The sequence below is a fragment of the Sphingomonas sp. F9_3S_D5_B_2 genome (assembly GCF_054263715.1).
On sequence record NZ_JBSZFB010000001.1, the window covers coordinates 956,142 to 982,739 of the forward strand.

26 protein-coding genes are annotated in these 26,598 nt (G+C 64.7%); 17 read left to right on the forward strand and 9 right to left on the reverse strand.

The genetic code is table 11. The features are described from left to right. Window positions 1-67 precede the first annotated feature (67 nt). Window positions 68-715 (reverse strand): hypothetical protein, encoded by a 648-nt coding sequence (locus tag ACUXST_RS04665; RefSeq protein ID WP_458388770.1) that lies wholly within the window; start codon window positions 713-715, stop codon window positions 68-70. Window positions 716-789: 74 nt separating this feature from the next. Between ACUXST_RS04665 and ispH the strand changes: the two genes are divergently transcribed. Both ispH and rnhA read left to right on the forward strand, forming a co-directional pair. Beyond that, on the forward strand, window positions 790-1,758 hold the full coding sequence (gene ispH / locus ACUXST_RS04670) for a 4-hydroxy-3-methylbut-2-enyl diphosphate reductase (RefSeq protein ID WP_458389012.1): 969 nt from the start codon (window positions 790-792) through the stop codon (window positions 1,756-1,758). A 1-nt stretch (window position 1,759) separates the two neighbouring features. Further along, window positions 1,760-2,203: a ribonuclease HI gene (gene rnhA, locus ACUXST_RS04675; protein WP_458388771.1), complete on the forward strand. Its 444-nt coding sequence runs from the start codon at window positions 1,760-1,762 to the stop codon at window positions 2,201-2,203. On the opposite strand, the gene ACUXST_RS04680 is transcribed toward rnhA, so the two are convergent. Further along, the gene (locus ACUXST_RS04680; protein WP_458388772.1) at window positions 2,200-3,306 is read right to left on the reverse strand and encodes an NAD(P)/FAD-dependent oxidoreductase; all 1,107 of its coding nucleotides are present in this window, start codon (window positions 3,304-3,306) and stop codon (window positions 2,200-2,202) included. The two genes, rnhA and ACUXST_RS04680, sit on opposite strands and share 4 nt — an antisense overlap. 50 nt (window positions 3,307-3,356) lie before the next feature. Here ACUXST_RS04680 and ACUXST_RS04685 point away from each other — a divergent pair, with 50 nt between their 5' ends. From ACUXST_RS04685 to ACUXST_RS04720, 8 genes are all read left to right on the forward strand, one after another. Beyond that, complete coding sequence (locus ACUXST_RS04685; RefSeq protein ID WP_458388773.1) at window positions 3,357-3,830, forward strand: A24 family peptidase; 474 nt, start codon at window positions 3,357-3,359, stop codon at window positions 3,828-3,830. Between the two features lie 46 nt (window positions 3,831-3,876). After that, window positions 3,877-4,911, forward strand: a complete 1,035-nt coding sequence (gene cpaB / locus ACUXST_RS04690) for a Flp pilus assembly protein CpaB (RefSeq protein WP_458388774.1) — start codon at window positions 3,877-3,879, stop codon at window positions 4,909-4,911. Between the two features lies 1 nt (window position 4,912). After that, a complete protein-coding gene (locus tag ACUXST_RS04695; RefSeq protein ID WP_458388775.1) occupies window positions 4,913-6,388 on the forward strand; it encodes a type II and III secretion system protein family protein in 1,476 nt (491 codons plus the stop codon). Window positions 6,389-6,414: 26 nt separating this feature from the next. Further along, the gene (locus ACUXST_RS04700; protein WP_458388776.1) at window positions 6,415-7,050 is read left to right on the forward strand and encodes a CpaD family pilus assembly lipoprotein; all 636 of its coding nucleotides are present in this window, start codon (window positions 6,415-6,417) and stop codon (window positions 7,048-7,050) included. Continuing rightward, window positions 7,050-8,327 carry a pilus assembly protein CpaE gene (locus tag ACUXST_RS04705; protein ID WP_458388777.1) on the forward strand — a complete coding sequence of 426 codons (1,278 nt, stop codon included), beginning with the start codon at window positions 7,050-7,052 and terminating at the stop codon, window positions 8,325-8,327. Before ACUXST_RS04700 ends, ACUXST_RS04705 begins: the two co-directional genes overlap by 1 nt. A 66-nt stretch (window positions 8,328-8,393) precedes the next feature. Next, window positions 8,394-9,359 (forward strand): type II secretion system F family protein, encoded by a 966-nt coding sequence (locus ACUXST_RS04710; RefSeq protein ID WP_458388778.1) that lies wholly within the window; start codon window positions 8,394-8,396, stop codon window positions 9,357-9,359. A gap of 16 nt (window positions 9,360-9,375) precedes the next feature. Continuing rightward, window positions 9,376-10,374, forward strand: coding sequence for a type II secretion system F family protein (locus ACUXST_RS04715; RefSeq protein ID WP_458388779.1), 999 nt, complete (start codon window positions 9,376-9,378; stop codon window positions 10,372-10,374). A gap of 78 nt (window positions 10,375-10,452) precedes the next feature. Continuing rightward, window positions 10,453-10,725 (forward strand): hypothetical protein, encoded by a 273-nt coding sequence (locus ACUXST_RS04720; protein WP_458388780.1) that lies wholly within the window; start codon window positions 10,453-10,455, stop codon window positions 10,723-10,725. On the opposite strand, the gene glyS is transcribed toward ACUXST_RS04720, so the two are convergent. Together glyS and ACUXST_RS04730 are read right to left on the reverse strand one after the other, a co-directional pair. Then, on the reverse strand, window positions 10,726-12,855 hold the full coding sequence (gene glyS, locus ACUXST_RS04725) for a glycine--tRNA ligase subunit beta (protein WP_458388781.1): 2,130 nt from the start codon (window positions 12,853-12,855) through the stop codon (window positions 10,726-10,728). Then, window positions 12,855-13,715 carry a glycine--tRNA ligase subunit alpha gene (locus ACUXST_RS04730; RefSeq protein ID WP_458388782.1) on the reverse strand — a complete coding sequence of 287 codons (861 nt, stop codon included), beginning with the start codon at window positions 13,713-13,715 and terminating at the stop codon, window positions 12,855-12,857. The genes glyS and ACUXST_RS04730 overlap by 1 nt, the downstream gene beginning before the upstream one ends. 98 nt (window positions 13,716-13,813) lie before the next feature. Here ACUXST_RS04730 and ACUXST_RS04735 point away from each other — a divergent pair, with 98 nt between their 5' ends. The 6 genes from ACUXST_RS04735 to ychF all read left to right on the forward strand — a co-directional run bounded on the left by ACUXST_RS04735 (window position 13,814) and on the right by ychF (window position 18,899). Continuing rightward, window positions 13,814-14,713 (forward strand): TraB/GumN family protein, encoded by a 900-nt coding sequence (locus ACUXST_RS04735; RefSeq protein WP_458388783.1) that lies wholly within the window; start codon window positions 13,814-13,816, stop codon window positions 14,711-14,713. 221 nt (window positions 14,714-14,934) lie between these two features. Next, window positions 14,935-15,741 (forward strand): TraB/GumN family protein, encoded by an 807-nt coding sequence (locus tag ACUXST_RS04740; RefSeq protein WP_458388784.1) that lies wholly within the window; start codon window positions 14,935-14,937, stop codon window positions 15,739-15,741. Window positions 15,742-15,847: 106 nt separating this feature from the next. Next, window positions 15,848-16,528: a 50S ribosomal protein L25/general stress protein Ctc gene (locus tag ACUXST_RS04745; RefSeq protein ID WP_458388785.1), complete on the forward strand. Its 681-nt coding sequence runs from the start codon at window positions 15,848-15,850 to the stop codon at window positions 16,526-16,528. Between the two features lie 88 nt (window positions 16,529-16,616). Next, window positions 16,617-17,192: an aminoacyl-tRNA hydrolase gene (gene pth / locus ACUXST_RS04750; protein ID WP_458388786.1), complete on the forward strand. Its 576-nt coding sequence runs from the start codon at window positions 16,617-16,619 to the stop codon at window positions 17,190-17,192. Beyond that, entirely contained in the window at window positions 17,189-17,764 is a 576-nt protein-coding gene (locus ACUXST_RS04755) for a TIGR02466 family protein (protein ID WP_458388787.1), read from the forward strand. Before pth ends, ACUXST_RS04755 begins: the two co-directional genes overlap by 4 nt. 34 nt (window positions 17,765-17,798) lie before the next feature. Then, complete coding sequence (ychF, locus tag ACUXST_RS04760; protein WP_458388788.1) at window positions 17,799-18,899, forward strand: redox-regulated ATPase YchF; 1,101 nt, start codon at window positions 17,799-17,801, stop codon at window positions 18,897-18,899. Here ychF and ACUXST_RS04765 read toward each other — a convergent pair. The 3 genes from ACUXST_RS04765 to ACUXST_RS04775 form a co-directional block, all read right to left on the reverse strand. Beyond that, window positions 18,889-19,524: a phosphatase PAP2 family protein gene (locus tag ACUXST_RS04765; RefSeq protein WP_458388789.1), complete on the reverse strand. Its 636-nt coding sequence runs from the start codon at window positions 19,522-19,524 to the stop codon at window positions 18,889-18,891. The genes ychF and ACUXST_RS04765 overlap by 11 nt on opposite strands. A gap of 56 nt (window positions 19,525-19,580) precedes the next feature. Then, on the reverse strand, window positions 19,581-22,163 hold the full coding sequence (locus tag ACUXST_RS04770; RefSeq protein ID WP_458388790.1) for a TonB-dependent receptor: 2,583 nt from the start codon (window positions 22,161-22,163) through the stop codon (window positions 19,581-19,583). 93 nt (window positions 22,164-22,256) lie between these two features. Further along, window positions 22,257-23,858 carry a sulfotransferase gene (locus tag ACUXST_RS04775; protein ID WP_458389013.1) on the reverse strand — a complete coding sequence of 534 codons (1,602 nt, stop codon included), beginning with the start codon at window positions 23,856-23,858 and terminating at the stop codon, window positions 22,257-22,259. A gap of 64 nt (window positions 23,859-23,922) precedes the next feature. Here ACUXST_RS04775 and ACUXST_RS04780 point away from each other — a divergent pair, with 64 nt between their 5' ends. Continuing rightward, complete coding sequence (locus ACUXST_RS04780; RefSeq protein WP_458388791.1) at window positions 23,923-24,381, forward strand: MaoC family dehydratase; 459 nt, start codon at window positions 23,923-23,925, stop codon at window positions 24,379-24,381. On the opposite strand, the gene ACUXST_RS04785 is transcribed toward ACUXST_RS04780, so the two are convergent. Continuing rightward, entirely contained in the window at window positions 24,378-24,863 is a 486-nt protein-coding gene (locus ACUXST_RS04785) for a hypothetical protein (RefSeq protein WP_458388792.1), read from the reverse strand. The genes ACUXST_RS04780 and ACUXST_RS04785 overlap by 4 nt on opposite strands. Window positions 24,864-24,950: 87 nt before the next feature. Continuing rightward, window positions 24,951-26,552, reverse strand: coding sequence for a M20/M25/M40 family metallo-hydrolase (locus ACUXST_RS04790; RefSeq protein ID WP_458388793.1), 1,602 nt, complete (start codon window positions 26,550-26,552; stop codon window positions 24,951-24,953). Window positions 26,553-26,598 lie beyond the last annotated feature (46 nt).

The following is a 26,598-nucleotide window of genomic DNA, read 5'->3' on the forward strand; positions in this document are numbered from 1 at the left end:
CCTCCGGTGACGCCGGGAGCCTTGGCTGCGCCCGGTGCCGGAGTCAACGCGACTTTATGGCGAACTTCTAACGCGTTGCGTTGTAGCGAAGCTGGTCCTCGCTCATTTCGAAGCCGATCAGATGCTCGAAGGTGGCATCGGCCACCGCCGTGCGGATCGAGGGGTCCGAGAGCGGATCAACGGCTGCGTCCGCTTGCCCAGCCTTGCGCGGGCGAGTCAGGAACTTGCTGACGCTCTCCGGCAGGGTCGCGACCGAGCGGTTGACGCGAATCGATGCCTGGACCCGAGTCCATGCGTGCATGTTGCCGGCCGGGAAGTTCAACACGACTTGGCCGACGCGCTTTGCGACGATGCGGCTGCCACCCTGAAGCGCGGTGTCGAAATAGGGCAGCACCACCTGCCGCGCAGGCCCCGCGTCGCGGCGCAGGCCGACGACGGTGAATGTTGCCGTCGAGACCACATCGTTTCCGGAATCGGCACAAGTCGACCGGACGTCCGAAATCGTGGCAGTCACGTCGATCGCCCTGGCGTCCCGGCTGTCGGCGGGGTTGAAGAGCGTGATGTCGCTGGTTCCCGCAGGGACGCCGATGATCGGGCAAGCGCTGCGAACCGCATAGATGCCCCCGCCGTTTTCCGACGTGAGTTCGCCGGCGTGGCGGCAGGCGCTAAGCAGTGTGACGGCGAGCAAGGCGACGAGGCGAAGCTTCAAGGGCACGGTCCTTACGAGGGCGGAATAGGAGGCTGCGCGTTCATAGGAAGCCCCTTCTATGGCTGCAAGCGATGCCTTACATGGCCTGCACCGTGCCTGAACCCCTCAGCCCACTTTCGCCACTTCGCGTACTCATCGCAGCTCCACGCGGTTTCTGCGCGGGTGTCGACCGCGCGATCCAGATCGTGGAGCTCGCGCTGGAGCGCTTCGGAGCGCCGGTCTACGTCCGCCACGAGATCGTTCATAACCGCTTCGTCGTCGAGCAGCTGAAGGGCATGGGCGCCGTCTTCGTGGACGAACTGGATGAGGTCCCCGACGACCGCCCAGTGGTCTTTTCCGCGCATGGAGTGCCCAAGGCGATCCCGGCCGCGGCGCAGGACCGCGGCCTGACTTATGTGGATGCGACCTGCCCCCTTGTCTCCAAGGTCCACCGCCAGGCCGAGCGGCTGATCGAGGAGGGTCGGCACATCCTCTTCATCGGTCACGCTGGGCACCCGGAAGTCATCGGCACCTTCGGTCAGGTGCCTTCGGGATCGATGACCCTCATTGAGAGTGTCGATGATGTCGGCGAAGTGCGGGTCCCGGAGAACGCCGAGTTGGCGTTCCTGACCCAGACGACGCTTTCGGTGGATGACACGGCGGCAGTCGTCGAGGCGCTGAAAGCGCGCTTTCCGCAGATTCGCGCGCCACGGAGCGAGGACATCTGCTACGCGACGTCGAACCGGCAAGCGGCCGTCAAGGCGATCGCCGCCGAGTGCGACCGTATGCTGGTGATCGGCGCCCCCAACAGCAGCAACTCGCTGCGCCTCGCCGAAGTCGCCGAGCGCCTGGGCGTGCCCGCGCGGCTGATCGAGCGCGCCTCGGACATCGACTGGGCCTGGCTTGGTGAGCCGCGGACGCTGGGGCTCACTGCGGGAGCGTCGGCTCCCGAGCTCCTCGTGCGCGAAGTGCTGGAGGCGCTGCGCCAGCGTTTCGAAGTGACCGAAGAAGTGGCGGACCACACACCCGAACGAATGGTCTTCAAGCTCCCGCGCGAGCTTGTCGCCTGACGTGACGGAGCTTCCCGAGGTCGAAATCTTCACGGACGGCGCTTGCCGCGGAAATCCGGGACCCGGCGGCTGGGCGGCGCTCCTGAGGATGGGCGGCAAAGAGCGCGAGATCTCCGGGGGGGAAACGCCTTCGACCAACAATCGTATGGAGCTGATGGCAGCGATTGCGGCCCTGCAGGCGCTCAAGCGCCCGTGCCGCGTGCGGCTGTTCACGGACAGTGTCTACGTCCGTGACGGCATCACCAAGTGGATCCATGGCTGGCGCCGCAATGGCTGGCGCACGTCGGACAAGAAGCCGGTCAAGAATGCCGAGCTTTGGCAGCAGCTGCTCGATGCCGCCGCTCCGCACCGGATCGACTGGAAGTGGGTCAAGGGTCACAGCGGGCATCCCGAGAATGATCGCGTGGACGCTCTCGCCTGCGCTGAGGCCGACAAGCTTCGTTAGCCCAGCTGCTGTGGGGCGTAGACGGCGGGGTCAATGTCCGCGACGAACGGCTCGGGCTCCGTTCCGATGAGGAGCGCTGCGGCGAGCGCCGAGGCGGCAGGCGCGGTTTGGATTCCGAAGCCCCCCTGCCCCGCACACCAGAAGAATCCCGGAACGTCGCTGTCGAACCCGTAGGCGGGCACTCGCGACGGGGTGAAGCTCCGTAACCCCGCCCATTTATGCTCGACAGCTTCGATGGGCCAATCCACGACGGACTGCAGCTGATCGATGGCGGTGGCCACGTCGATTTCTTCCGGAACGGCATCGCACGGCTCTGCCGCAGTCTCGTCATGCGGGCTGACCCACAGGCGATTGTCCCCCTCGCCCTTGAAGTAAAAGCGGCCCAGGGCATCGATGACCAGCGGCAGATCACGCAGGCCCGACCTGCCCATGCGCAACTGCACGATCGTTCGGCGATACGGCCGGATATCAAGGGGAGCGACTCCGCAGCGAGCCGCCACGTCGTCCGCCCAGGCGCCGGCTGCATCGACCAGCACGTCGGCGCTGAAGCGATCCGCACCTGCTTCGATGTGCCAACGGCCGTCGCGCCGCTCGGCCCGCCGCAAAGGAGCAGAGCGAACCAGGCGCCCGCCGGCACGTCCGAAGCTGGCCAGGCAAGCATTGTGGAGACCGGCGACATCGATATCTGCGCAACTCGGGTCGTGCAGGCCGAAGTCCCACCCAGGCAAAAGGCCCGGCAGCGCACCTTCGAGTTCGCGCCGTCGCAGATGCCCCCGCCGCGGCGCTCTGTCGGACGCGACGCTGAGGGCGTCGCGCAGGTCCATCCCTTCGCGCGCAATGGTAAGGCACCCGCGCTGCCTCAGAAACGAGTGATCGCCGGCCGGCCAGCCGCTCTCGAGAAGAGGTCGTGAAGCAATGCTCAGTGGGATGATCGGGGTTCCGCCGTAATGTGCCAGCCAGAACGCCGCCGAACGCCCGGTGGCATGCGTTGCGCAATTCTCCTCCGCCTCGAAGATGACGGTGCGGACGGCGGACGCGATCCGGGCGCCTAGGCTGGCGCCGGCAATTCCGCCGCCGACGATTGCGACATCGAAGTGAGTCATCGGGACCGCGGTTACGAATTGGAAAGCCGCGCCGTCTAGTGGTGCACGTCATGTTCAACGGCGCATTAACCGACATTCTGCTTATCGCGCTCGCAGCGATCCTGGTGGTCGCGGCAGTCATCGACGTGCGCACGTTCACCATCTCCAACCGGCTGAACCTGACCGTCGCGCTGCTTGCGCCAGTCTATTGGCTGTCGATTGCGCTGCCCTTGTGGCCCGGCGTCGCGATCCAGCTAGCCCTTGGTGCCGGAGTGTTCGCCCTGCTCGCGGCCGCCTTCTACGCCGGCATGATGGGCGGCGGTGACGTCAAGCTCGCCGCGGCGCTGGCGCTGTGGTTCTCGCCCGCTTCAACGCTGCGCTTTCTCGTCTTGATGTCACTGGCCGGAGGATTGCTGACGATTGGCTTGCTGGTGCTGCATCGCATGCGGCGCCGGACGGGCCGTCCGCAGATTCCGTACGGCGTCGCCATCGCTATCGGCGGTTTGGCCATTCTCGCCCAACGGTTTCTTAACCAATTTGCCTGATGAGTGACGCTGCAATGAATGCCCGACTGGGGGAGGCGATCGCGCCATGGATGTGAAGAAGGTTGCTCTGCTCGTTGGAGCATTGGTCATCGCGGTGATCACCGCAGTGATGGCCAAGAACATGTTTGCCGGCGCGGGAGCCCAGCAGGCCGCCGCGGCGCCTGCCGTCCCCGTTGGGCCGAAGATCCTGGTCGCCAAGAAGGCGCTTCCGGTCGGTACCATCATCGACGCGGAGAGCCTCAGCTGGCAGCCCTGGCCGAAGGAGCTCATGCAGGGCGCCTACTATACGGAAGGCCAGCCTGACGCCAACCTCCAGCAGCTGCTGGGCACGGTTGTCCGCTATCAGATCACAGCCGGCCAGCCCCTGACTCGCGGCGCCGTTGTCGGACCGCAGGACCGTGGCTTCCTCGCCGCGGCGCTTGGCCCGGGAATGCGTGCAGTCACCGTACCGGTGAACTCGTCGACCGGCGTCGCCGGCTTCGTCTTCCCTGGCGACCACGTCGACATGGTACTGACGCAGCAGGTCTCCGGTGGTGGTGACGGCCCTCCCCTCAAGGTTTCCGAGACGATCGTGCGCAACATCCGTGTCCTCGCGACCGACCAGCGCATCACCGACAAGGACGCCGAAGGCAAAACCGTGGTTCGCACCTTCTCGAACGTGACCATGGAAGTCACGCCCAAGATCGCCGAGAAGATCTCGGTTGCCCAGAGCCTTGGCACGCTGTCCCTCTCGCTGCGCTCGATCGCCGACGACACGTCGGAGCTTGAGCGTGCGGTTGCGGCCGGTGACATAAAGGTGCCGGCCGGCATGAACCCCGCGCAGGAGCGTCAGATGCTCCTTGCAGCAGCCAATCGGCCGCTCGACAGCAACCCGACCTTCACGACCGGTGGAGACGTCTCCCGCTTCCAGCGGCGGACGGTCCCTGCCCGGACTCCGGACAGCAGCGCCCAGAGCTCGGCACCGAGTGGGCCTGCTGGAAGCCGCGGTCCGTCCTACTCAGGCGCCCCGACCCCTGTTGGACCTGTCGTCCGCATCGCTCGTGGCAATGACGTCACCGTTGTTCCGGTTGGAGCTCGATAACATGAAGACTCAAGCCATCATCCGCCGGGCCAAGCTCGGCACGGCCCTGACTGGAGTTGCCCTCGCGCTTTGCGTGACGGCTGCACCGGCCCCGGCCAAGGCCCAGCCCCTGGCGTATACGTCAGGCGCCTACCGGCCGACGAACCAAGTCCTGCTCTCGATCGGCGAAGGCCAGATGCTCAACCTGCCCCGCAGCGTTGCAAGCGTCTGGACGTCGAACCCCGGTGTTGCAGACGTCTTCGTCAACAGCCCGCGCCAGATGAACCTGTTCGGCAAGGGCTTCGGCCAGGCGACGATCATCGCCACGGCAGCCGACGGTTCGGTGGTTTACGGCGCTAATGTGCACGTCAGCCAGAACGTCAGCTCCATCAACGAGGTGCTGCACGCGGCAATGCCGGACACCAACATCACGGTTACGCCCGTCGGGCAGGTCGCAGTGCTGAACGGCACCGTCGCCTCGCCGGAAGACGCGGCACAGGCGGAGGCGCTGGTTCTCGGGCTGCTGAACCCGGGCAAGAAGCAGGGCGACGCGCTCGACATCCAGCCGGTCAACCGGCTCAAGGTCGCGACGCCGCTGCAGGTCACGCTGAAGGTGCGCATCGCGGAAGTTAACCGGTCGCTGCTCAAAAAGGTCGGCGTCAACTTGCTGTCGCGCGACACAACCGGCGGATTTTCGTTCGGCATTGCGCAGGGTAGTGGCCTGACCCTCGGCACCTCGGGAAGCGCAAACAGTTTCAAGGGCGCAGCGGGGGCAACGTCTCTCGGCTTTGCTGGCCACGTGCTCGGGCTCGACCTGCTCAGCTCGCTCGATCTGGCGCAGACCGACGGCCTGGTTTCCACGCTTGCAGAGCCAACTCTGACCGCACTCTCCGGCGAAACGGCGAGCTTCCTTGCCGGCGGCGAGTTCCCGGTCCCGATCTCGCAGGGCCTCGGCTCCGTCAGCGTCGAGTACAAGCAATATGGCGTGGGCCTCGCCTTCACGCCGGTGGTGCTTGCGGACGGCCGCATTTCGATGCGTGTCCGCCCGGAAGTCAGCGAACTGAGCGACGCCGGATCGGTGAAGATCGGCGAAGTGCAGGTCCCTGCCCTGACCACCCGCCGCGCGGAAACGACGGTCGAGCTCGGCTCGGGCCAGTCGTTCATGATCGGCGGACTGCTTCAGAACCACACTTCGAACAGCATCAACAAGGCTCCGTTCCTTGGTGACCTGCCGATCCTGGGCACTTTGTTCCGGTCGTCGAGCTTCCAGCGCAACGAGACCGAGCTGGTGATCGTCGTCACGCCGTACCTGGTGCGCCCGGTGTCCGGCCGCCTGCCACTTCCCACGGACGGTTACCGTGCCCCGACGGATCCGCAGCAGGTGCTCGAGGGCCAGACTTTCACCGGTGTCAGCGGGACGCCCAATGTCGCCGTAGCTCCGATGCCAGGAATCGCAGGAGCTGCAGCAGCAGCCCCCGCGCCCGGCTTCAAGCTGTGACCTGCCCGCTCAGGAAGGACAGAAAGATGCGTATCAGGATCGCCACTCTCGTTCTCGCGTCGATCGCGACCGGCGGCTGCGGCTATACGCCGCATGACCTCGCGGATCGCGGCGTCGAATCGGTCAACCAGCCGGTGGTCACTGCAGCGGACTACGTGTTCGATGCAGCGGCGCCCGGCGGCACCCTTGCTCCAGGTGAGCCCGAACGGCTGAACTCCTGGTTCCAGGGTCTCGGCCTCGGCTACGGCGACTCGATCTACGTGGATGGCGCGGACGCTTATGTCGCCCGCGAACAGGTTGCGGCCGTTGCCGGCAACTACGGGATGATGGTCCAGGCTGGCGCCCCGGTGACTGCCGGCATGGTGCAGCCCGGCGCAGTCCGCGTCGTCGTCTCGCGGCGCCGCGCGATTGTGGCCAACTGCCCGAACTGGAGCCGGCCATCGTCCCCCGATTTCAACAACCGTTCTCTCTCGAACTTCGGTTGTGGCGTGAATTCCGACTTGGCGATGATGGTCGCCAATCCGGAGGACCTGGTTCACGGTCAGGAAGGCACCGGCGTCGCTGACGCCATGACGGGTGCGAAGGCCGTGCAGCTGTATCGCTCGACGCCGCCCACGGGGAGTAAGGGCCTCCTGGACGTCAACACGAAGGGATCTAAGTGATGAACGCTCCGTTCCAGGGACGCGCCGGTTTGCGTGACCCGTTCACTGCTTTCGTCTGCGACGATGCGACTGCCGACATGCTGCGGCCGGTTGCGGTCGAGCACGGCTGGTCGCCGGAAAAGGTGAACAAGGGCGGGCTGCGCAACGCGGTTCAGTCCCTGTCCGTCTCGGCAAGCCCGAACATCCTGTTCGTGGACCTGTCGGAATCGGCCGACCCGCTGAACGACATCAACGCCCTCGCCGAGGTTTGCGAGCCGGGCACGATCGTCATCGCGGCCGGCGCTGTGAACGACGTTCGTCTCTACCGCGACCTTGTCGCGAGCGGCATCCACGATTACCTGCTGAAGCCGTTCACGGTCGATCAGCTGCGTGACACCTTTGCGCATGCGCAGATGATCCTGTCGGGTCCCCGGGGCGAAGCTCAGGCGGACAAGCCGCACGTGATGTCGGCAGTGATCGGCGTTCGTGGCGGCGTCGGCGCTTCGACGATGGCGACTTCGCTGGCATGGCTGCTCGGTGAGCGGGCGCGGCGTTCGACCGCCCTTCTCGACCTCGACGTTCACTTCGGCACCGGCGCTCTGGCGCTCGACCTCGAGCCGGGCCGCGGCCTGACCGACGCCATCGAGAACCCGAGCCGCATCGACGGCCTGTTTATTGAGCGTGCAATGGTTCGCGCCAACGAGCGCTTGTCGGTGCTGTCGGCGGAAGCGCCGATCCACCAGCCCCTGGTGACGGACGGAACCGCGTTCTTCCAGCTTCAGGAAGAGATGCGGAACGCCTTTGAGTCGACCGTTCTCGACCTGCCGCGCCACATGCTGATCCAGTATCCGCACATGGTCCACGACGCGCACGTTGCAGTCGTCGTTGCCGAGCTGACGCTCGCTGCCACCCGCGACACCATCCGGGTGCTCGCATGGCTCAAGTCGAACGCTCCGCAGACCAAGGTTGTCGTGATTGCCAATCGCGTGCCCTCGGGCGGCGCTCTGGAAATCAGTCGCAAGGACTTCGAGCAGTCGATCGAGCGTCCGGTGGACATCGTGTTCCCGGTCGACGGCAAGATCGCCGCGCAAGCGGCGAAGCTCGGCAAGCCGATGGCGGAAGTCGCCGGCGGCAAGTTCACGGCGCCGTTCAACCAGCTTTCCAACATGGTCCTCAACCATGCCAGCGAAGAAGGAGCGGGCCTCGCCCAGGCGGCGAAGGACGCTGCTGCTCCCGGCAAGTCGCTGGTCGGAAACCTGAAGTCCATGCTGTCCAAGCCGAAAGCAAAGGCAGCGTAAGCAAGTTAGCGGCAGGAGCGGGTAACCCCCGCTCCCGCTCGCGCCAATCGAGAGGCGAAGGCACGGATGCTCTTCTGGCTCATCACTTTCGGCGGCTTCGGTACGCTGTTGCTCGTGCTCAGCGCATTCCGCGGCCCGTCCGCGTCGAAGGCGCTCAAGCGGCGCATGGAGCTGGTCAAGGAGCGCCACGGCGACATCATCGCCGGCAACGCCCAGGCCCAGATCCGGCGCCTGCTGGCGCAGCGCACGAGCCGCATCGAAGGCTATGCCTCGACCCTGATCCCGAAGCCGGCGCTTCTTCGCAAGCGGCTGGAGATGACCGGCAAGAACATCCCGCTCAGCAAATATGGCATGATCTGCCTGGGCATCGGCGTGTTCCTGATGGCCTTGCTGATGCTCCGCGGAGCGCCATTCATCCTGTCATTCTTCGTCGGCGTGTTCTTTGGCGTCGGAGGCCCTCACTTCATCATCGGCAAGATGATCAAGCGCCGGGTCAATAAATTCACGACCAACTTCCCGGATGCGATCGAGCTGATGGTTCGCGGTCTGCGCTCCGGCCTTCCGATCACCGAGACGCTTGGCATTGTCGCCAGCGAAATCCCGGGCCCTGTCGGCCTCGAGTTCCGCCTGGTCGCCGACAAGATGAAGATCGGCCGCACCATGGAAGCAGCGCTCCAGGACACTGCCGACCGGCTCGGCACGCCGGAGTTCCAGTTCTTCGTAATCACGCTGGCGATCCAGCGCGAGACCGGTGGTAACCTCGCCGAGACGCTGTCGAACCTGGCGGACGTCCTTCGCAAGCGTGCCCAGATGAAGCTGAAGATCCGCGCCATGAGCTCGGAATCGAAGGCTTCGGCCTACATCGTCGGCTCGCTGCCGTTCGTGGTGTTCACGCTCGTGTACATCATCAACCCGCACTACATGAGCGGCTTCTTCGCAGATCAGCGGCTGATGGTCGCGGGCATGGGCGGGCTGGTGTGGATGAGCTGTGGCGCATTCATCATGGCCAAAATGGTCAACTTCGAGATCTGACGGGGGACTGACGAACATGAATCCGGCGCCCCCAACAGGCCCTACCCTTCTCGGGTTCGACGTGATCTGGATCGCGACGTGCCTCAGCGCCGTCGCGACCTTCGCGGTGCTGATCGCGATCTACGCGGCGACCACCGTCAAGGACCCGATGGCCCGCCGCGTCAAAGCGCTCAACGAGCGCCGCGAGCAGCTCAAGGCCGGCATCGTCGCCTCGACCAACAAGCGCAAGAAGCTGACCAATACGAACGAGGCCGCCGATCGCGTGCGGTCGATCCTGTCCAGCTTCAAGATGCTGCAGGACGACCAGATCAAGAAGACTCAGCTGCGCCTGATGCAGGCCGGTATCCGCACCAAGGACCTCGCCTTCTTCATCATCTTCGCGCGCTTCGTCATGCCGCTGGTGCTGGGCCTTGCCGCGGTGCTGCTCATCTACGTTTTCAACTATTTCCCGGAATGGGGCTGGTTCAAGCGCTACGCACTCGTCGCCGGCACCCTGCTGCTGAGCTACAAGGCGCCGGATCTGTGGTTGTCGAACAAGGTCAAGAAGCGCAGTCACGCGGTCCGCAAGGGCCTCCCCGACGCGCTCGACCTGCTCGTTATCTGCGCCGAAGCCGGCTTGACCGTCGATGCTGCATTCGGCCGCGTCGCCAAGGAGCTCGGCAAGGCCTATCCGGAACTCGGCGACGAGTTCGGGTTGACCGCGATTGAGCTCGGCTTCCTCAACGAGCGCCGCCAGGCATTCGAGAACCTTGCCGCTCGCGTCGACCTCGACGCGGTGCGCGGTGTCGTCACGACCATGATCCAGACCGAGAAGTACGGCACTCCGCTCGCATCTGCGCTGCGCGTCCTCTCGGCCGAGTTCCGCAACGAGCGCATGATGCGCGCCGAGGAAAAGGCCGCGCGCCTGCCCGCGATCATGACCGTGCCGCTGATCCTCTTCATTCTCCCGACGCTGTTCGTCGTCATCCTCGGGCCAGCGGCCTGTTCGATCCACGACAGCTTCCTCAGCAGCTAAGACCGACGTCACCGGGGCGGAACGATGAGCCGCCCCGGTGCGTAATCCCCGCGCTTCCGCTGTTGTTGGAGACGCGAAATGACGATTACGTCCGATCCAAACGTCTGGATCATTGCCGGCCTGGTTTTCCTGCTGGGCCTCCTCATCGGCGTCTTTCTGACTGCCGGCGGCCGCCGCAAGTGGAAGAGCCGCTACGACGCAGAGGTCGATCGCCGGCGCGAGCTAGAAAAGACGCACGCCGAGCGCGAGACCCATTGGGCCACGCAAGAAAAGGAATGGCGCGAGCGTGACTCGCTTCGCGGGGCAGCGATCAGAAGCGGCCGCGACCCCGCCGACGACCGTCCGCTCTAGTCAGCCTTCGATCTTGGAGAAGTCCGCCACGCGATTCACAGCGTCGCGGAACCGCAACAGCAGGTTGAGCCGCTGCTCACGCTTGACCCGGTCCGGATCGTTGACGGTCACATGATCGAAGAAATCATCAATCGGCGCCCGCAGTGACGCCAGCGCGGCCATTGCTGCCGTGAAGTCCTCGGCTTCAATCGCCGCTGAAGCTTTCGGCTCTGCCTGGTCGAGGGCGGCAATAAGCGCCTGCTCCTGCGGCAGGTCCGCTCCGGCCGAGCCCGACGCCATTTCTGCAATGGCCTCGGCGAGCCCCGGCTCCTCGACCAGCACCAGCGGGTCTTCCTCGCCCGTCTGGGGAATGCCCTGCTCTTCGCGGGAGGTCATCACCTGCGGCCCGGACCAGCTCTCCTTGCGCAGGATGTTCGCGGCGCGCTTGTAGGCGGCGAGCAGGTCCCTGCCCTCGTCCGTTTCGACGAAGTCCTGAAGCGCCTTCACGCGGTTTACCATGCGCACGTTGTCCCCACCTGTTTCGACCGCCACGACAGCGTCGATCATGTCGTGACCGATCCCCGCCTCGCGCTGCTGCACTTTGAGCCGCTCGATTAGAAAACTTGCAATGTCTCGGCCTGCATCCGTTCCGCCACTGTGCGCGGCAGCAGTGATCAGGTCTCGCATGGACACCCGCAGGTTGTTCTCGAGAAGCAGGCTCAGAACGCCAAGTGCGGCACGGCGGAGCGCGAATGGGTCCTTCGACCCGGTCGGCTTCTCATCGAACTGGAAAAAGCCGACGAGGCTGTCCATCTTGTCCGCCAGGGCGATCGCAATGGTGACGGGATCCGTTGGCACTTCGTCCGCCTGCCCAACCGGCTTGTAATGGTCCCGGATCGCGTCGGCGACGGCCTTGGGTTCGCTCTGTGCCTCAGCCAGGTAACCGCCGATCACGCCCTGCAACTCAGGAAACTCGCCGACCATGCCCGTGACGAGGTCGGCCTTGGCAAGTCGCGCAGCGCGATCAGCCTGATCAGCGTCGGCATTCACGACGCCACTCTCAATTAGCCAACGAGCCAGCTTGGCCACCCGCTCGACCTTGTCAGCGACGGTGCCGAGCTTCTCGTGGAACACGATCTGGTCGAGCTTTCTCGCCTGCTCCTCGAGTGGGATCTTAAGGTCCTGCTCCCAGAAGAACCGAGCATCCGACAGACGCGCGGCGAGCACACGGCGGTTGCCCTCCACGATCGCTTCTCCGCCGTCACTCGCGTCGACGTTGGCCACACAGACGAACGCGGGCGCGAGCAGTCCCTGATCGTTGGTGCACGCGAAATACTTCTGGTTGGTGCGCATGGTGAGGACGATCACCTCACGCGGAACATCCAGGAACTCGGGGTCGAACTGCCCGAGCAGCGGCACCGGCCATTCGGTCAGCCCGGCGTTCTCGACAACCAGGCCTTCATCACAGAGCAACCGCAGTCCGGCTTGGCCAGCCGAAGCCTCGGCGCCTTCGCGCACCAGTCGCTCACGCTCGTCCTGATCGACGATGACGTGGCAGGCGCGCAGCTTCTCGGCATAGTCGGACGCGCCCCCCACGGTGATGATGCCGGGGTGGTGGAAACGATGCCCGACCGTCGTCGCGCCCGCCGCAACGCCTTCAATCTCGACGGGAACGATCTCCTCCCCGAGCATGGCGATGATGCCCTGGAGAGGGCGCACCCAACGCAGCGATCCCGATCCCCAGCGCATCGACTTCGGCCAGGGGAAATCAGCGACGATGCGACGGATCGTCTCTGCAAGGACGTCCCCGGCAGAGCGGCCGGCACGCTCGATCACGGCGAACAGTACGCCATCGCGATCCTCGAGTTGGTCGCGGGTGAGGCCCGTCTTTCGCAAGAAGCCTTCGAGCGCCTGTGAAGGCGCCGAGGTTCGGGGTCCCTTGATCTCCTCGCTTGCCGCTGCGGTCGCTTCGGCAACGTTTCGCGCGATCAGCGCCAACCGCCGCGGCGTCGAATGCGTGTCGATGGGCCCGGTGCTCAGCCCGGCAGCCTGCGTGCTCTCGGCGAACAACCGAGCAAGCTCGTTGCGAGCCCGCGCCTGCATGCGCGCCGGAATTTCCTCCGACAGCAGCTCGAGCAGGAAGTCGGCCATCAGGCGGCCCGATCCAGCCAAGCCGCGCACGCGGCTTTCGCAAGATCGCGGACGCGGCCGATATAGGCCTGCCGCTCGGCAACGCTGATCACGCCCCGGGCCTGCAACGTATTGAACACGTGGCTGGCCTTGATCGCCTGCTCATAGGCAGGGATTGGCAGGTTCGCCTCCAGGCAGCGCTCGCACTCCGAGGCAGCCTTCCGGAACGCGTCGAACAGCGCATCCGTGTTCGCTACTTCGAAATTGTAAGTCGACATCTCCACTTCGTTCTCGCGGAACACGTCGCCGTAAGTCACGCCCTCGTCGTTGAAGGCGAGGTCGAACACATTGTCGACGCCCTGGATGTACATTGCGAGCCGTTCGAGCCCGTACGTCAGTTCCCCCGTCACCGGCCGGCACTCGAAGCCGCCGACTTGCTGGAAATAGGTGAACTGGGTCACCTCCATTCCGTCGCACCAGACTTCCCAGCCGAGGCCCCAGGCGCCCAGCGTCGGACTCTCCCAGTCGTCCTCGACAAAGCGAATATCGTGCTTCAGCGGATCGACACCGATCTCGGCGAGGCTGCCCAGGTAATGCTCCTGCAGATTGGCAGGGCTCGGCTTCATGATGACCTGGTACTGGTAGTAGGCTCCGAGGCGGTTCGGATTCTCGCCGTAGCGGCCGTCAGTCGGGCGACGGCAAGGCTGCACGTAAGCGGCTTTCCACGGCTTCGGCCCGAGCGCCCGCAGGACTGTCGCCGGGTGGAACGTCCCCGCTCCCATCTCCAGGTCGTAGGGTTGGAGCAGGACGCAGCCCTGCCGCGCCCAATACCGGTGCAGCGTGAGGATCAGGTCCTGGAAGTTGAGCCGCCCTTGCGCCATGCGCGGCGGCTTTGGCGGATGCCGCAGTATCGGGCAAGTGGCGGTTCAGCGCGAACTTCCTACATGGTAGTTCGAGCTGCAGTAAGGACAGAAAAAGCATGTTGAAGAGACTGGGGCGCCGCCTGCTTGGAGCGCTGGGCATTGCGACTGCAACCGGCGCCGCGCTGAGCCCTCAGGCCGCCGCCGCGAAGCAGGCGCCGGCGCTGTGGAGCGTCTCCGATGCCGATACTACCGTCTACCTGTTCGGCACGATCCACCTGCTGCCCGAAAACTACCAGTGGCAGACACCCGCGCTCGACAAGGCGGTCACCAACGCGCAGGAGCTGGTCGTCGAAACCCTGATCGACGAGAAGAACCCGCAGGCGCTGGTCTCGACCTTGATGCAGATGGCTGTCTCGCCCGGTGTTCCGCCGATTTCCCAACGGGTCCCGCCATCGAAGCGCGCCGCCCTGGATGCCGCGATCGTCAAGAGCGGAATCCCGCGCGCCGCCTTCGACCGGATGGAAACCTGGGCTGCGGCCTTCATGCTGCTTGGCAACCAGTTCCGCGACATGGGCCTCAAGAACGGGCTTGGCGTGGAGCCTGTGCTGAAGAGCGCCTTCACCACCAAGGGCAACACGATCGGCCAGCTCGAGACCAATGCCGAGCAACTCAGCTTCTTCGACAGGCTGCCTGAGAAGGCGCAACGAACGCTGCTGCTGGGAGCGATCGAGAGCCCGGCCGACACCAAGACCGAGTTTCAGGGCATGCTGAACGCCTGGCAGCGCGGCGACGTCAACGCCATTGCACGGACGTTCAATCACGACCTCGCCGCCTCCCCCGAGCTGCGTGACGCGCTGCTCAAACGCCGCAATGCCAACTGGAGCCGCTGGATCGAGCAACGGATGCAGAAGCCCGGGTCGGTGATGGTCGCTGTCGGTGCCGGTCACCTCGCCGGCAAGGACTCGGTCGTGGACCTGCTCGAGCGTGACGGCCTCAAGGTCCGCCGCATACAATAGTCCCCCGGGCGCAGCGTTTCATCCACGAGAAAAATCGGCCGCGCTCTGAAATCGCTAGACTTCTCGGTCGCCCGCGGTAGCCCTTAGGTAGAGCTATCGGGTCGGGGGGCACGATGCGAATGAGCGCTTCGCGAGGTGTTCCTCGCCACGGGTGAGCTGCGTTTCGGCCGCCGGCGTTCCGTTCATCGCCTCCTCCGCACCCCATTTGCCGGAGGTTCAGCATGATCAATCTGCTGCTTGCCGCATCACTGTCCGGGGCCCTCCCTGTCACGGCGTCAGATCCTGTCGACGCAACTCCGGCGATGTTCGTCGTGCGTGACCGGGACACGACGATCTACCTGTTCGGGACTTTCCACGCGCTCGACGGACAGTCCGATTGGTTCAGCGGCAATCTGCGCACCGCGTTCGACAGCTCCCAGGAACTGGTGCTCGAAACGATTGTGCCCGACGGCAATGCGCTGGCCCCGCTTCCGACCGCGGTTAGGCGGCCGATGTTCAACTATTCCGCCGCGCCTTCCGCATCCTTCCTCGCGACGACGCGGCTGGCGCTGTCGGCCGGCAAGTCCCGGGGCATGAACGTGGCGAACGGCGCCGACATGGTCCTTCGGCACGTGGCCGAGGCCGAAGGCAAGCAGGTCGAGGGGCTCGAAACACTGGATTTGCAGCTTCGCATGTTCGAGCGGATGCCGTCCGCAGCGCCCACCGTCCCGCAAGCTCCTGCAGCTCCCGTGAGCGCCGGCGGGCCGCTCAACGATCTCTCCAACGCAATGAGCGACATGCAAACGGCCTGGAAGCGCGGCGACCAGACGGTATTCGTGCGCATGCTCGACCAGCTCCGCCGTGGCTCGCCGGAGACTTATCGGATGATGTTCACCGAACGGAATGCCCGCTGGGCGGACTGGATCGCAGCGCGCATGCAAACGCCCGGCACGGTCTTCGTCGCCGTCGGCGCCGGCCATCTCGCCGGCAAGGACAGCGTTCTCGTCCGCCTTGCGGAACACGGGATCGAGTCCAGCAGGCTCAACTGAGCCCAACTTGCGTTTCGGCCCGTCCTGCACTAGCAGGCGCGCTCCCCAAGCCATGGTCATCCCTGGAGGCGTGGCGGGGTCATTTTATCATTCGGAGATTAGCGAAATGAGCGAACAGCTGACGCTGCCCGCCGAGGCGCGCGACCGGGCTGGCAAGGGAGCCTCCCGAGCACTGCGCCGCGATGGACGGGTACCCGCCGTGGTTTACGGCGAAAAGAGAGAACCCCTTTCGATTCACGTGGAAGAGAAGCTGCTGAGCAAGATTCTCTCGAGCGGCCACTTCATGAACTCGGTCATCATGATCGATCTCGGCGGCAAGGTGCACCGCACGCTGCCGAAGGCAGTCGATTTCCACCCGGTCTCGAGTCGACCGATCCACGTCGACTTCCTGCGTATCGGCGAGCATACCAAGGTGACCGTCAACGTGCCGGTTCGCTTCGACAACGAAGATGCTTCGCCTGGCCTGAAGCGCGGGGGCGTCCTCAATGTCGTCCAGCACGAGCTCGAACTCCATTGCGACGCTGCATCGATCCCGGAAGAGATTCACATCTCCCTCGAAGGTCTCGACATCGGGGATTCCATCCACATCAGCAACATTACGCTGCCCGAGGGCAGCACCGCTGCGATCGACGATCGCGACTTCACGATCGCGACCCTTGTCGCTCCGTCGGCAATGAAGTCCGAAGAGGAAGAGACTGCGCCGGCCGGCGAAGTCCCAACGGTCGACGGTGGCGCCGAAGCGGGCGAGACCGACGAGGCAGCCCAGGAGGAGAGCGGCGAGCGCTAAGCACGCCGCCTCTGCCCGGATACAAGAACCGCTCGCCCTAACCGGCGGGCGGTTTCTTTTTGCGCGAAGCACAGGCTAGGGCAGCGCCATGCAACTCTGGGTCGGCCTCGGGAACCCGGGCACCAAATATGCCCTGCAGCGCCACAACGTCGGCTTCATGGCAGCCGACGTGATCGCCGAAGTGCACGACTTCGGCCCGTGGCAGAAGAAATTCCGCAGTGTCATCGCCGAGGGACGGATCGGCCGTCACCGCGTGCTGCTCCAGAAGCCGCAGACCTTCATGAACGACAGCGGCGACGCGGTTCAGCAAGCGCTTCGGTTCTACAAGCTCGATGAAGAGGCGCTCACCGTCTTCCATGACGAGTTGGACCTGTCGCCGATGAAAGTGAAGGTCCGGACGGGCGGCGGCCTTGCCGGGCATAACGGTTTGCGGTCGATCGATGCGGCACTCGGGCCGGACTTCCGGCGGGTGCGGATCGGAATCGGGCACCCCGGCCCCGGGCGAAAGGACCTGGTGACGCCCCACGTACTCGGCAATTACGCCAAGTCGGAGATGGAGGCCCTCTCCGACCTGCTCGCCGCCGTCGCTGCCGAGGCCGAATGGCTGGCAAACGGCGACGACGCGCGCTTCATGAGCGAAGTCGGGCTGAGGCTGCAGCAATGACACGAAGCCTTTTCGCGACGTTGCTCTACGAGGCTGTCATCGAGGATGCCGAACTGCTCGGCGAAGTCGCTCACTCCATCCGCAGCCTGGCCGACGATGACGAGGCCGGGCGTCGCTGGTGCCGGGAGCACCGGTATGCAGGATACACCAGCTACGCCTCCTTGGACGATCTTCCGCGACGCGACCCTGTCTTCTCAGAACTTGCCAAGCTGCTGACTCGCCACGCCGCTGCTGTCGCGAATGAGTTCGCTTTCGATCTCGCCCGCAAACCGCGGCTAGACAGCCTGTGGGTGAATCTGTTGAAAGGCGGTGGACATCATAATGGGCACATCCACCCGCACAGCATCATTTCGGGAACGCTCTATGTCGAGGTCCCAGCAGGCTCGGGCGCCATTCGTTTCGAAGATCCGCGCCTGCCGATGATGATGGCCGCTCCCACCCGCCCCGGCACGTTCGTCGCGGTCGAGCCCAGGCCCGGCCTGCTCCTGATGTGGGAAAGCTGGCTGCGCCACGAGGTCCTTCCAGGCACCGGACGCGGCGAGCGGTTGAGCATCTCGTTCAACTTCGCCTAAAGGGCGGCACACTCCCCCCAGTTTCAGGAACATCATGGGCTTTCGCTGCGGCATTGTCGGACTGCCGAACGTCGGCAAATCGACCCTTTTCAACGCGCTGACGGAGACGGCGGCGGCGCAGGCCGCAAACTATCCGTTCTGCACGATCGAGCCGAACGTCGGCCGCGTCGCAGTGCCGGATACGCGGCTCGACGAGATCGCGCGCATCGCCAAGTCGGCCCAGGAAATCGAGACGCAGATCGAGTTCGTGGACATCGCAGGCCTGGTCCGCGGCGCTTCTCAGGGCGAGGGCTTGGGCAACCAGTTCCTCGCCAACATCCGCGAAGTCGATGCCATCGTCCACGTGCTGCGCTGCTTCGAGGGCGGCGATGTCACCCATGTCGAGGGCCGCGTCGATCCGGTCGCCGACGCGGAGACGGTCGAGACGGAACTGATGCTTGCCGACCTCGACAGCCTTGAGCGGCGGGTGCCGAACCTCGCCAAGAAGGCACAGCAGGGCGACAAGGAAGCCAAAATCGAGGCGAGCGTCCTCAGCCAGGCACTCGAGCTGCTGCGTGCCTCCAAGCCCGCCCGGCTCACGCAACCCAAGGATGTCGAAGAGGCCAAGGCGCTGCAGCATGCCCAGCTTCTGACGGCCAAGCCCGTCCTTTACGTCTGCAACGTCGACGAAGGGGATGCAGCCGAAGGCAATGCCCTGTCGCAGCGCGTTTTCGACAAGGCAGCCCAGGAAAATGCGCGCGCCGTTGTGGTGTCAGCAGCGATCGAAGCGGAGATCGCCACCCTGCCCGGCGAGGAGCGCGAGGCGTTTCTCGCGGACCTCGGGCTGCACGAGACCGGACTTACTCGGGTGATCAAGGCGGGCTACGAGCTTCTCGGCCTGATCACCTTTTTCACCGCCGGGCCCAAGGAAAGCCGGGCCTGGACCGTCCGCAACGGCGCCAAGGCTCCCGAAGCTGCCGGCGCGATCCACAGCGACTTCGAGCGCGGGTTCATCCGTGCGGAGACGATCGCCTACGACGACTTCGTGAAGTTCGGGGGTGAAGCCGGCGCCCGGGACGCGGGCAAGCTTCGCTCGGAAGGCAAGGAATATGTCGTCCAGGATGGCGACGTGATGCTCTTCCGGTTCAACGTCTAGCAGGCACCGCCAGCAGCCGTTCCGCGCGCCGCAGGGTCAGCAGCACCCAAAGCAGTCCAAACGACCAGCCACCGATGACGTCGCTTGGCCAGTGCACGCCGAGCATCACGCGGCTGAGCCCAATCAGAATGGAGAGCGCGATTGCGCCCGCGACAGCGATGCGCCGCCACCGCAGGTCCGGCGTGAGTGCCAGCGCCATTGCCAGATAGAAGATCATCGAGCTGGTCGAATGACCACTCGGGAATGATGACGTCTTCACCACGACCAGATGCGCTTCGAGGTCGGGCCGCGTGCGGCCAATCCAGTACTTCTGCGCTTCGCTCAGCGCCCTGCCGATCATGATCACGAGCATGAGCGTCAGCGCGAGCCGACCTTGCTTGCGCCACCAAAGCCACCCGGCAACGATGACCCCCGCGCCGATCAGCACGGTCGGCTCACCCAATGCGGTGATCGCATGCGCTACCAGCGCCAGCGCGGGAACGTGCCCCGCATAAAGCGCTTCGTAGACATTCCGGTCGAGCGGGCCGCGGCCGAACAGGAGCATGACGAGCCAGATGCCCGCTAGCGCCACCAGCGCAGCGGGAAACAACAGACGCCAGGCGCCAGAGGCACGGTCGGGGTTCATCCGCTGCTCAAAGCCGGACTTCGCCGCGAGTTGCGGCGGAGCCGGCGCCGAGCAGACTAAAACTTCACGCCTGTTCGGATTCCAATCATCCGTGGCCGTCCCGGAACGACGAGTACGCGCGTGCAACTCCCGCACGCGGTCGTCCTGCTGAGATCGTCACGCTTGTCGAACAGGTTGGTCACAAACGCTTCGACGTTCCACCTTTCGAAATCGAGGCCCGCGAAAGCGTCGAACAGCGTGGATGAGCGAAGATAGCCCTGGAAGACGTTCGGGTTCACGTGCTCGCCCGTGCCGACGAGCGCGATGGAGGTGCGCAGCGACGATGGCGCCGAGCCGCGATAGGTCACCGAGCCTTGCACGTGGGCCTTCACGTCAGCCCAAGCCGGCCAGGTGTACCGGGCCGTCGCGGTCGCCTTCAGCTTCGGCGTGATTGGAAGCCGCGTTCCGCTTGGCGCGGCCACGAAATCACCGGCGCCAGCGCAGTCAGGATCCGGGTCGGTCGAGAAAGTGCAGATGTTCCCCTTCGTCTTCGCGTCCGTGTAGGCAGCCGCCCCGTTGAGCGTCAGCCCTCCGTGGACGTAGCTGACATCGGTCTCCAGGCCGTTGATCGTCGCGTTCCTGGCATTGTGAATTTCCGTGAAACTGTTGGCGCCTAGGAAGGCGAACTGGAACTTGTTCCAGCGCTCGTGGAAGAGCGCGCCGTTCCAGCGAACGGGGCCAAGCGTCGTTTTCCAGCCCACCTCATAATTGGTCAGGTAATCGGGATCGTACGAGGCAACGTCGGCGCGCCGATTGATGCCGCCCGGACGGAAGCCGCGCGACCAGGTGGCATAAAGCATCAGACCCTGGTGGGGCTTCCACTGCGCATTCAGGCGATGGGTGAAGCCATGGCCTTTGGCGTGCTTGGGACGGACCGTGCCGTCTTCGAACACGCCCAAGTTCGTACATGGGCTCCCCGAGACCACTGGCGGCAGAACGTCGGCGCCGGTGGCGTCGCGGACCGTAGTGCCATCTTCCGTGTAGCAAGCGGCAACACCGGTCCGTGAGCTGCCCGCCGCGTTATAAGGCGGCCCATTCGGATCACGGCCGAAACCGAAGAAACCGATCAGGCTGTTGTCGTACCTAAAGACGCGCCCGCCGGCTGTCAGCGTGACGGTGGGCGTAACGTCGAAGCTCGCCTCGCCGAACGCCGCATAGTCGCGGTCGGCGCGCTTCTGCTGCGTCAGCCACAAGGTCCCCGGAAAGCCGTTCACCGAAAGCTCGGGCGCGAGCTGATCGATCTTGTAGTCCTGGTGGATGAAGTTGGTCTGCCGCTGGTAGAACGCGCCGGCGATCACCCGGAAAGGTTGGTCCGCCGGCGACGCGATGCGCAACTCGTGGCTCATCTTGCGGAAATGGTTGGTGTACCGAATGTACTGCTGCGGGTTGTTCAGCGGCTCGCCGGCAGAGTCCTGCAGGTAGAAATAACCAAGGCCACCATAGGACGAGTACAGCCGGTCATATGCATCCGTGTAGTCGGCGTAATCGTTCACGCCGGAATTCGGCCGGTCCATGTACGCGCCAGCGTAGGTGACGTCGAAGTTCGCGATCTTGCCCTGGACGGTTAGCGCAGCCTGCCAGAAGCGGTCGCGCGTCGGCTCCTTGCGGAAGCGGTCAATCTTCAGGTCGCCGAGTTGGGGGTCGTAGTAGAAGACCCCGTTCGCTCTGGTCTTCTGGTACATGAAGGTCGGCGTAACCGTCCAATTCTCGTTCAGGTCGACCTTCAGCGCGGCGCGGCCGCCATAGGTGTCGATCGCATTAAAGTTGTTCTTTTCCAGCCCCGTGTTGGTCACCGTCACGTCGGGAATCGAACCGCTGTTGATGTAATAGGTGCGCTCGCCGTGGATGTTGTCGATGAACCCGGCGTCCCGCTGGTAGAATGCCACTCCGCGGAACGCGATCCTCGGGCCAAGCGGCAGGTTGAGCATGCCCTCGAGCTTTCCGCCCATGCCGCCGTGCGCAACCGTGTTCACCTCCGCGTCGAGCCGCCCGGAAGAGACATTCAGCTCCGGCTTGTTGGTGATGATGCGTATCGTGCCCGCTTCGCTCGAGGCACCGTACAGCGTCCCCTGGGGGCCCGACAGGCTTTCGATCCGGGCGACGTCGTAGATGTGCACGTCGAGCGTTCCACCGATCGTCGTGACCGGCTGCTCGTCCAAATAGGTACCGACCTGGGGCAGAGGCCCGGAGTGATTGCCTTCCGCGTTCGTTCCGCCGGCGGCCGACACGCCGCGCATGTAGACCGTCGTCGCGCCGGGCTGCGTCGTCAGGAATGACACGGACGGAAGTTGCTTGGTGTAATCCTCAAAGTTCGAGATGTTGAGCTGGTCGAGGCGACGCGTGCCGATCGCCTGGACGCTGATCGGCACGTTCTGGAGGCTTTCCTCACGCTTCTGCGCAGTGACGATGATCTCGGTCTGGTCCGGCGCATTGCCGTCCTGCGCCTGCTGAACCGCCGGGGGCGGAGCCGAAACGTCAGTGGCGTTGGTCCCGGGAGCGGGAGACTGCCCCGTCGGAGCGACCTGCGCCACTGCTGGCGTTGCAAGTGCGGTGGACGCGAGCAGACCGAGTACAAACGTCCGGCACGTACGGTTAGTCATCGAATGCCCCCATTCGGATATGTGGGTGCAATGCGACACTAGCATCGAGTGCTTGTCAACTCGGCCGTGATGGTTCCGCGACGATTTGCGATGCTATCTTTGCGCGAAGGCCGCTGGCGCCGCCGGATACGCCTCGAGCACTGGGCCGAGCGCCCGCTTGAGCGGACCAAGGTGGCGCTCATACGGCTGCCACTCGGCCGTAGCCTCTCGATAGATGGGCTGACGCACCTGCTCGGAACTTGCAGTGCGGACAGCACGGTTGGTCTTGTGAAACTCGAGACATGCGGGTTCGAAGGGTAGGCCGCAATGTTGCAGAAGTTCGCGCACTTCGGCCTCGGTGTCGTCGACCAGTCGCTCGTAAACGACCCGGTGCACGCGCCCCGGCAGCACGGCGTCCACGTGCGCCATCAGGCGCACGTAGTCGGCGTAGTACTTGGCGACATCGTCAAGGTCGTAGGTGAACGCCTGGCCGCGCGCGAAGTGCTGGCGGAAGTTGGACAGGCAGCAGGCCATCGGATGCCGCCGCACATCGATGATCTTCGCGTTCGGGAGGACCAGCTGGATGAACGGCACGAACAGCCAGTTGTTGGGCAGCTTGTCGATGAAGAACGGCCGGTTCGTGCGGCGTTGAACGCTGGTCCGGCGGAGATATTCCTCTCCCAGGTCGCGGCGTTCGTCAGGGGTGAGGTTCAGGGTCCCGCCCGGGTAACCCCCACCCTTCCCCGCGAGTACCGGGATGTCCGGCAGCTCTGACGTGCCTTCGACGAGACTATGGCTGGCGAGGATCTGTTCGACGAGCGTCGAGCCGGCCCGCGGCATCCCGACGATGAAAATCGGGTCCGGAGCCTCGCAGCCCCCTGCCCGCTCGGCGAACGCCTCCGCGGTGAAGATGGAAATGCAGCGATCCACGAAGTTGCGGATTTCGCCGGCGCGATATGGCTGCTGCTTCAGCCGCAATGCATTCCCTGCAGCGTAATGAACGAAGGCGTCGTCCGCACGACGGGCATCGTGCATCGCCTTGCCCAGCGCGAAGTGAAGATGCAGCCGGTCGTCATCTTCGAGGCCGAGGCTGGCCAGAGCCGCATTCATGGCGGCGACGTCGCTCTCGTCGAACTTCACGGTCTTCAGGTTAGCGAGGCTCCACCAGGCTTCGCCAAGCGAAGGCTTGATTGCGAGCGCCCGGCGGTAGGCCGCAATGCCATCCGCCTGCCGCCCCACAGTCTTCAGCATATGACCGTAGCTCAGCCACACCCGCGGCTGCATCGGAGCACGCTCGAGCACCTGCTCATAGAGTGCGATTGCCTCGTCGAAATCGCCGATGCGGCCGAGAGTCGCCGCCTTGAGGTTCCAGTGACCTACCTCCTCAGGTTCAGCTTCGAAGATATCGCCGAGCAACTCGAGCGCTTCTGCCGGCCTGCCGGTCCGACCGAGCACCAGGGCGAGGTTCGCCCGCGCTGCCGTAAAGCCCGGCGCGATCTCCACCGCGCGACGAAGCAGCGCCTCCGAATCCCGCCAGCGTCCGATGCGGGCTGCAAGCTCCGCAAGCATGCGCATCGCCGCCACATCGTAGGGGTCGTCCTTCAGGTGCGGCTTGAGGATCCGCTCGGCGACATCGAGGCGGTTTTCATTGAGCGCCATCGCCGCCTCGACGAGGCGCGGGTGCAGCCGCACGCTGGTGGTCGCCTGGGTTGCCATCCGCACCTTGCTAGCGCGGGCTTCCCACTCGCGCCAACCCGCCGCCGCCGTTATGCGCCAGCGCATGATCTATTTCGAAGACCTGGTGGTGGGAACGGAGACCGACTTCGGCACCTATGAGGTCACGCGCGAAGAAGTACTGGAGTTCGCGCGCAAGTACGACCCGCAGCCATTTCACCTCTCGGACGAGGAAGCCGCCAGGACGCACTTCGGCCGCCTGGCCGCGAGCGGATGGCATACCTGTGCCATGACCATGGCCGTGCTCGCCCGCTACTCGGTCGAGCACCAGCAGGCGGGTCTCGGCTCCCCAGGTATCGACGAGTTGCGGTGGCGCAAACCGGTATATCCCGGTGACACGCTGCACGTGCGCGGCAAGATCGTCGAGAAAACGCCGTCGAGAAGCCGCCCAGAGATGGGCTCATTCCGCACGGAGACAATTGTCAGCAAACAGGACGGTGCCGCCGTCCTGACCTTTACCTCAATCGTACTGATTCGACGCCGGAGCGACGATCTGCCGGCTTAGTGGCGTCCGTGCGACCAATGACCCGAGCGTGACCCGCGGTCGGTCGTGGACTGGCGACGGTCGAAACCGCTCCAGTTCTGGCGGGTATTGGTCGTCCTGTTGTTCGACCAGGTTCCACTGTTGTGGTTCTGCCACGTGCCGCCATTGCGGTGATGCCAGCTGCCGCCATTCTGCGTCCAGTGGTGGCGCTGCCGGTCGTTCCAAACATGCGGACGGCGGTAGCTGTCGTAGACGTAGATGCCCGTGCCGGGGTAATAGAAGTCATCGTACCAGCCGAACGGCGAGCCGCCGTAATAGCCGCCATAGCCGTAGCCGCTGTAATAGGGATCGTAGCCGCCGTACCCGCCGCCGTAGCCCAGGCCGACGCTGACGCCGCTATAACCGTAACCGCCACCATAGGGGCTGTACATGTCGGTGCAGGCGCCGAGGGAAATGCCGCTTACGATGGCAAGAGCGGCCAGACGAAGCTTTGGTACGCGCATGTCGAGTCTCCATTACGCCGGAGTTAATGCCCCGGTGAGCGCTTCGACACGTGAACGGTAAATGAATTCGCGCAGCCGAGCTGCACCCTACCTCGGCTCGGGATACTCGTACTTGAACGGATCGCTGAGCAGTGGCTGGTTCGGCAGCGGCATGCGCGGCAGTTCCTTGTCGCTGTTCGCAGCCGCAAGCAGCACCCCGGCAAGCACGACGGACGCCTGCTTCAGGTCCGCAGCCTTCATGTGGTCGAGCGTGTCGATGTCCGAGTGGTGCACGCGACTGCCGTAGTCGAGCGGATCCTGGATGAACTGGTAACCCGGGACCGCAACCTCGTTGAAATGCTCATGATCGGTGCCGGTCGTGGGTCCGGCAACGACGGCCGACGCGCCCATGCTGTCGAACGGCGCGAGCCACGTCTTGAGCAAGGGTACCGCTTCGGAATTACCCTCCGAATAGATGCCGCGCAGCTTGCCCGAGCCGTTGTCGATGTTGAAATAGGCTTTCAGCGAATTGTAGTCGGCCAACGGCGTAACCGGGAATGCTGTCCGCCACTTCATGTAGTTCTCGAAGCCATTCTCGCCGATCGTGAACGGCCGGTGGGCGATGTGCCGATCGACGTAGGCAAGCGAGCCGAACAGGCCCTGCTCCTCGCCTTCCCAAAGCGCGAAGCGGATAGTGCGCTTGGGCCGGCTGCCGAGCTGGCGAAGGATGCGCGCGGCCTCCATGACCACCACGCTGCCCGCGCCATTGTCCGACGCACCGTCTCCCGCCACCCAGCTGTCGAAGTGCGCGCCGGCCATTACGTAGCCGGCCCTCGGGTCCGTTCCGGGAATGTCCGCGATGATGTTGTGACCCTCGCGGTCGTCGTCGACGTAGCGGACGTCGCTGCGGATCTCGAGGATGGGCGCCTGGTCCACCTTGGCGATCCGGGCGAGACGACGATAATCCTCGGCGGCAATCTCGACCGCGGGCAGTTTGGGCGATTGGCCCACGGCGTGCATGTAGCCTTCGCCGGACACGAGCTTGCCGTCCCGATAGGAGATGCGGGCCCAGCCCACCGCTCCCTCCTGCGCGAGGAAGTCGTCGAGCTGCTTGGCGAAGCCGACGCGCTTCACAGTTCTGTCGAGAGCGGCCGGGTCGAAGGTCGGTTGCTTGTAGTCGTCGAGCTTGGCGATGTCGCTCGCCTCCAGGCGCTTGAACTCGGCTTCCGAGGGCTCGCTGCCTTCGCCGGGCAGGCTGACCAGGACGATCTTGCCGGCGAGTTTGCCGCGATAGGCGGCGAAATGCTCGATACCGCTCATCGGCGCGACGATCACGGGTGCACGCAGCGTGCCGTTCGTCGGCGGGCTCCACGCGATCGGGATTGCGGTGAGGGTGATCGTGCGCGGCGAGACCATGCGGACGGTGGAATCCACGATCTCCCAGCCGCGCCCGAAGTCGAAGGCTTCTTTGTGCACATTGGCAAGGCCGTAGCCACTCAGCTTGGCCGTCGCCCACTGCTCTGCGCGGCGGATGCTCGGGGAGTTGGTCAGGCGCGGGCCGATGCCGTCCATCAGTTCATGCGCGTTGAGCATGACCTGACTGCGGTTCATGCCTTCATCGATGATCCGCGCCGTATCGCTGGGGGCAGCCGATGTGGCGCTTGCCGTCAGCGCTGCCGAAGTGAGCAATACCCAGCCGAGAACCCGCATATCCCCTCCCCCAATCGGCAGCGCGTCAAAACGACCACCGCCGACG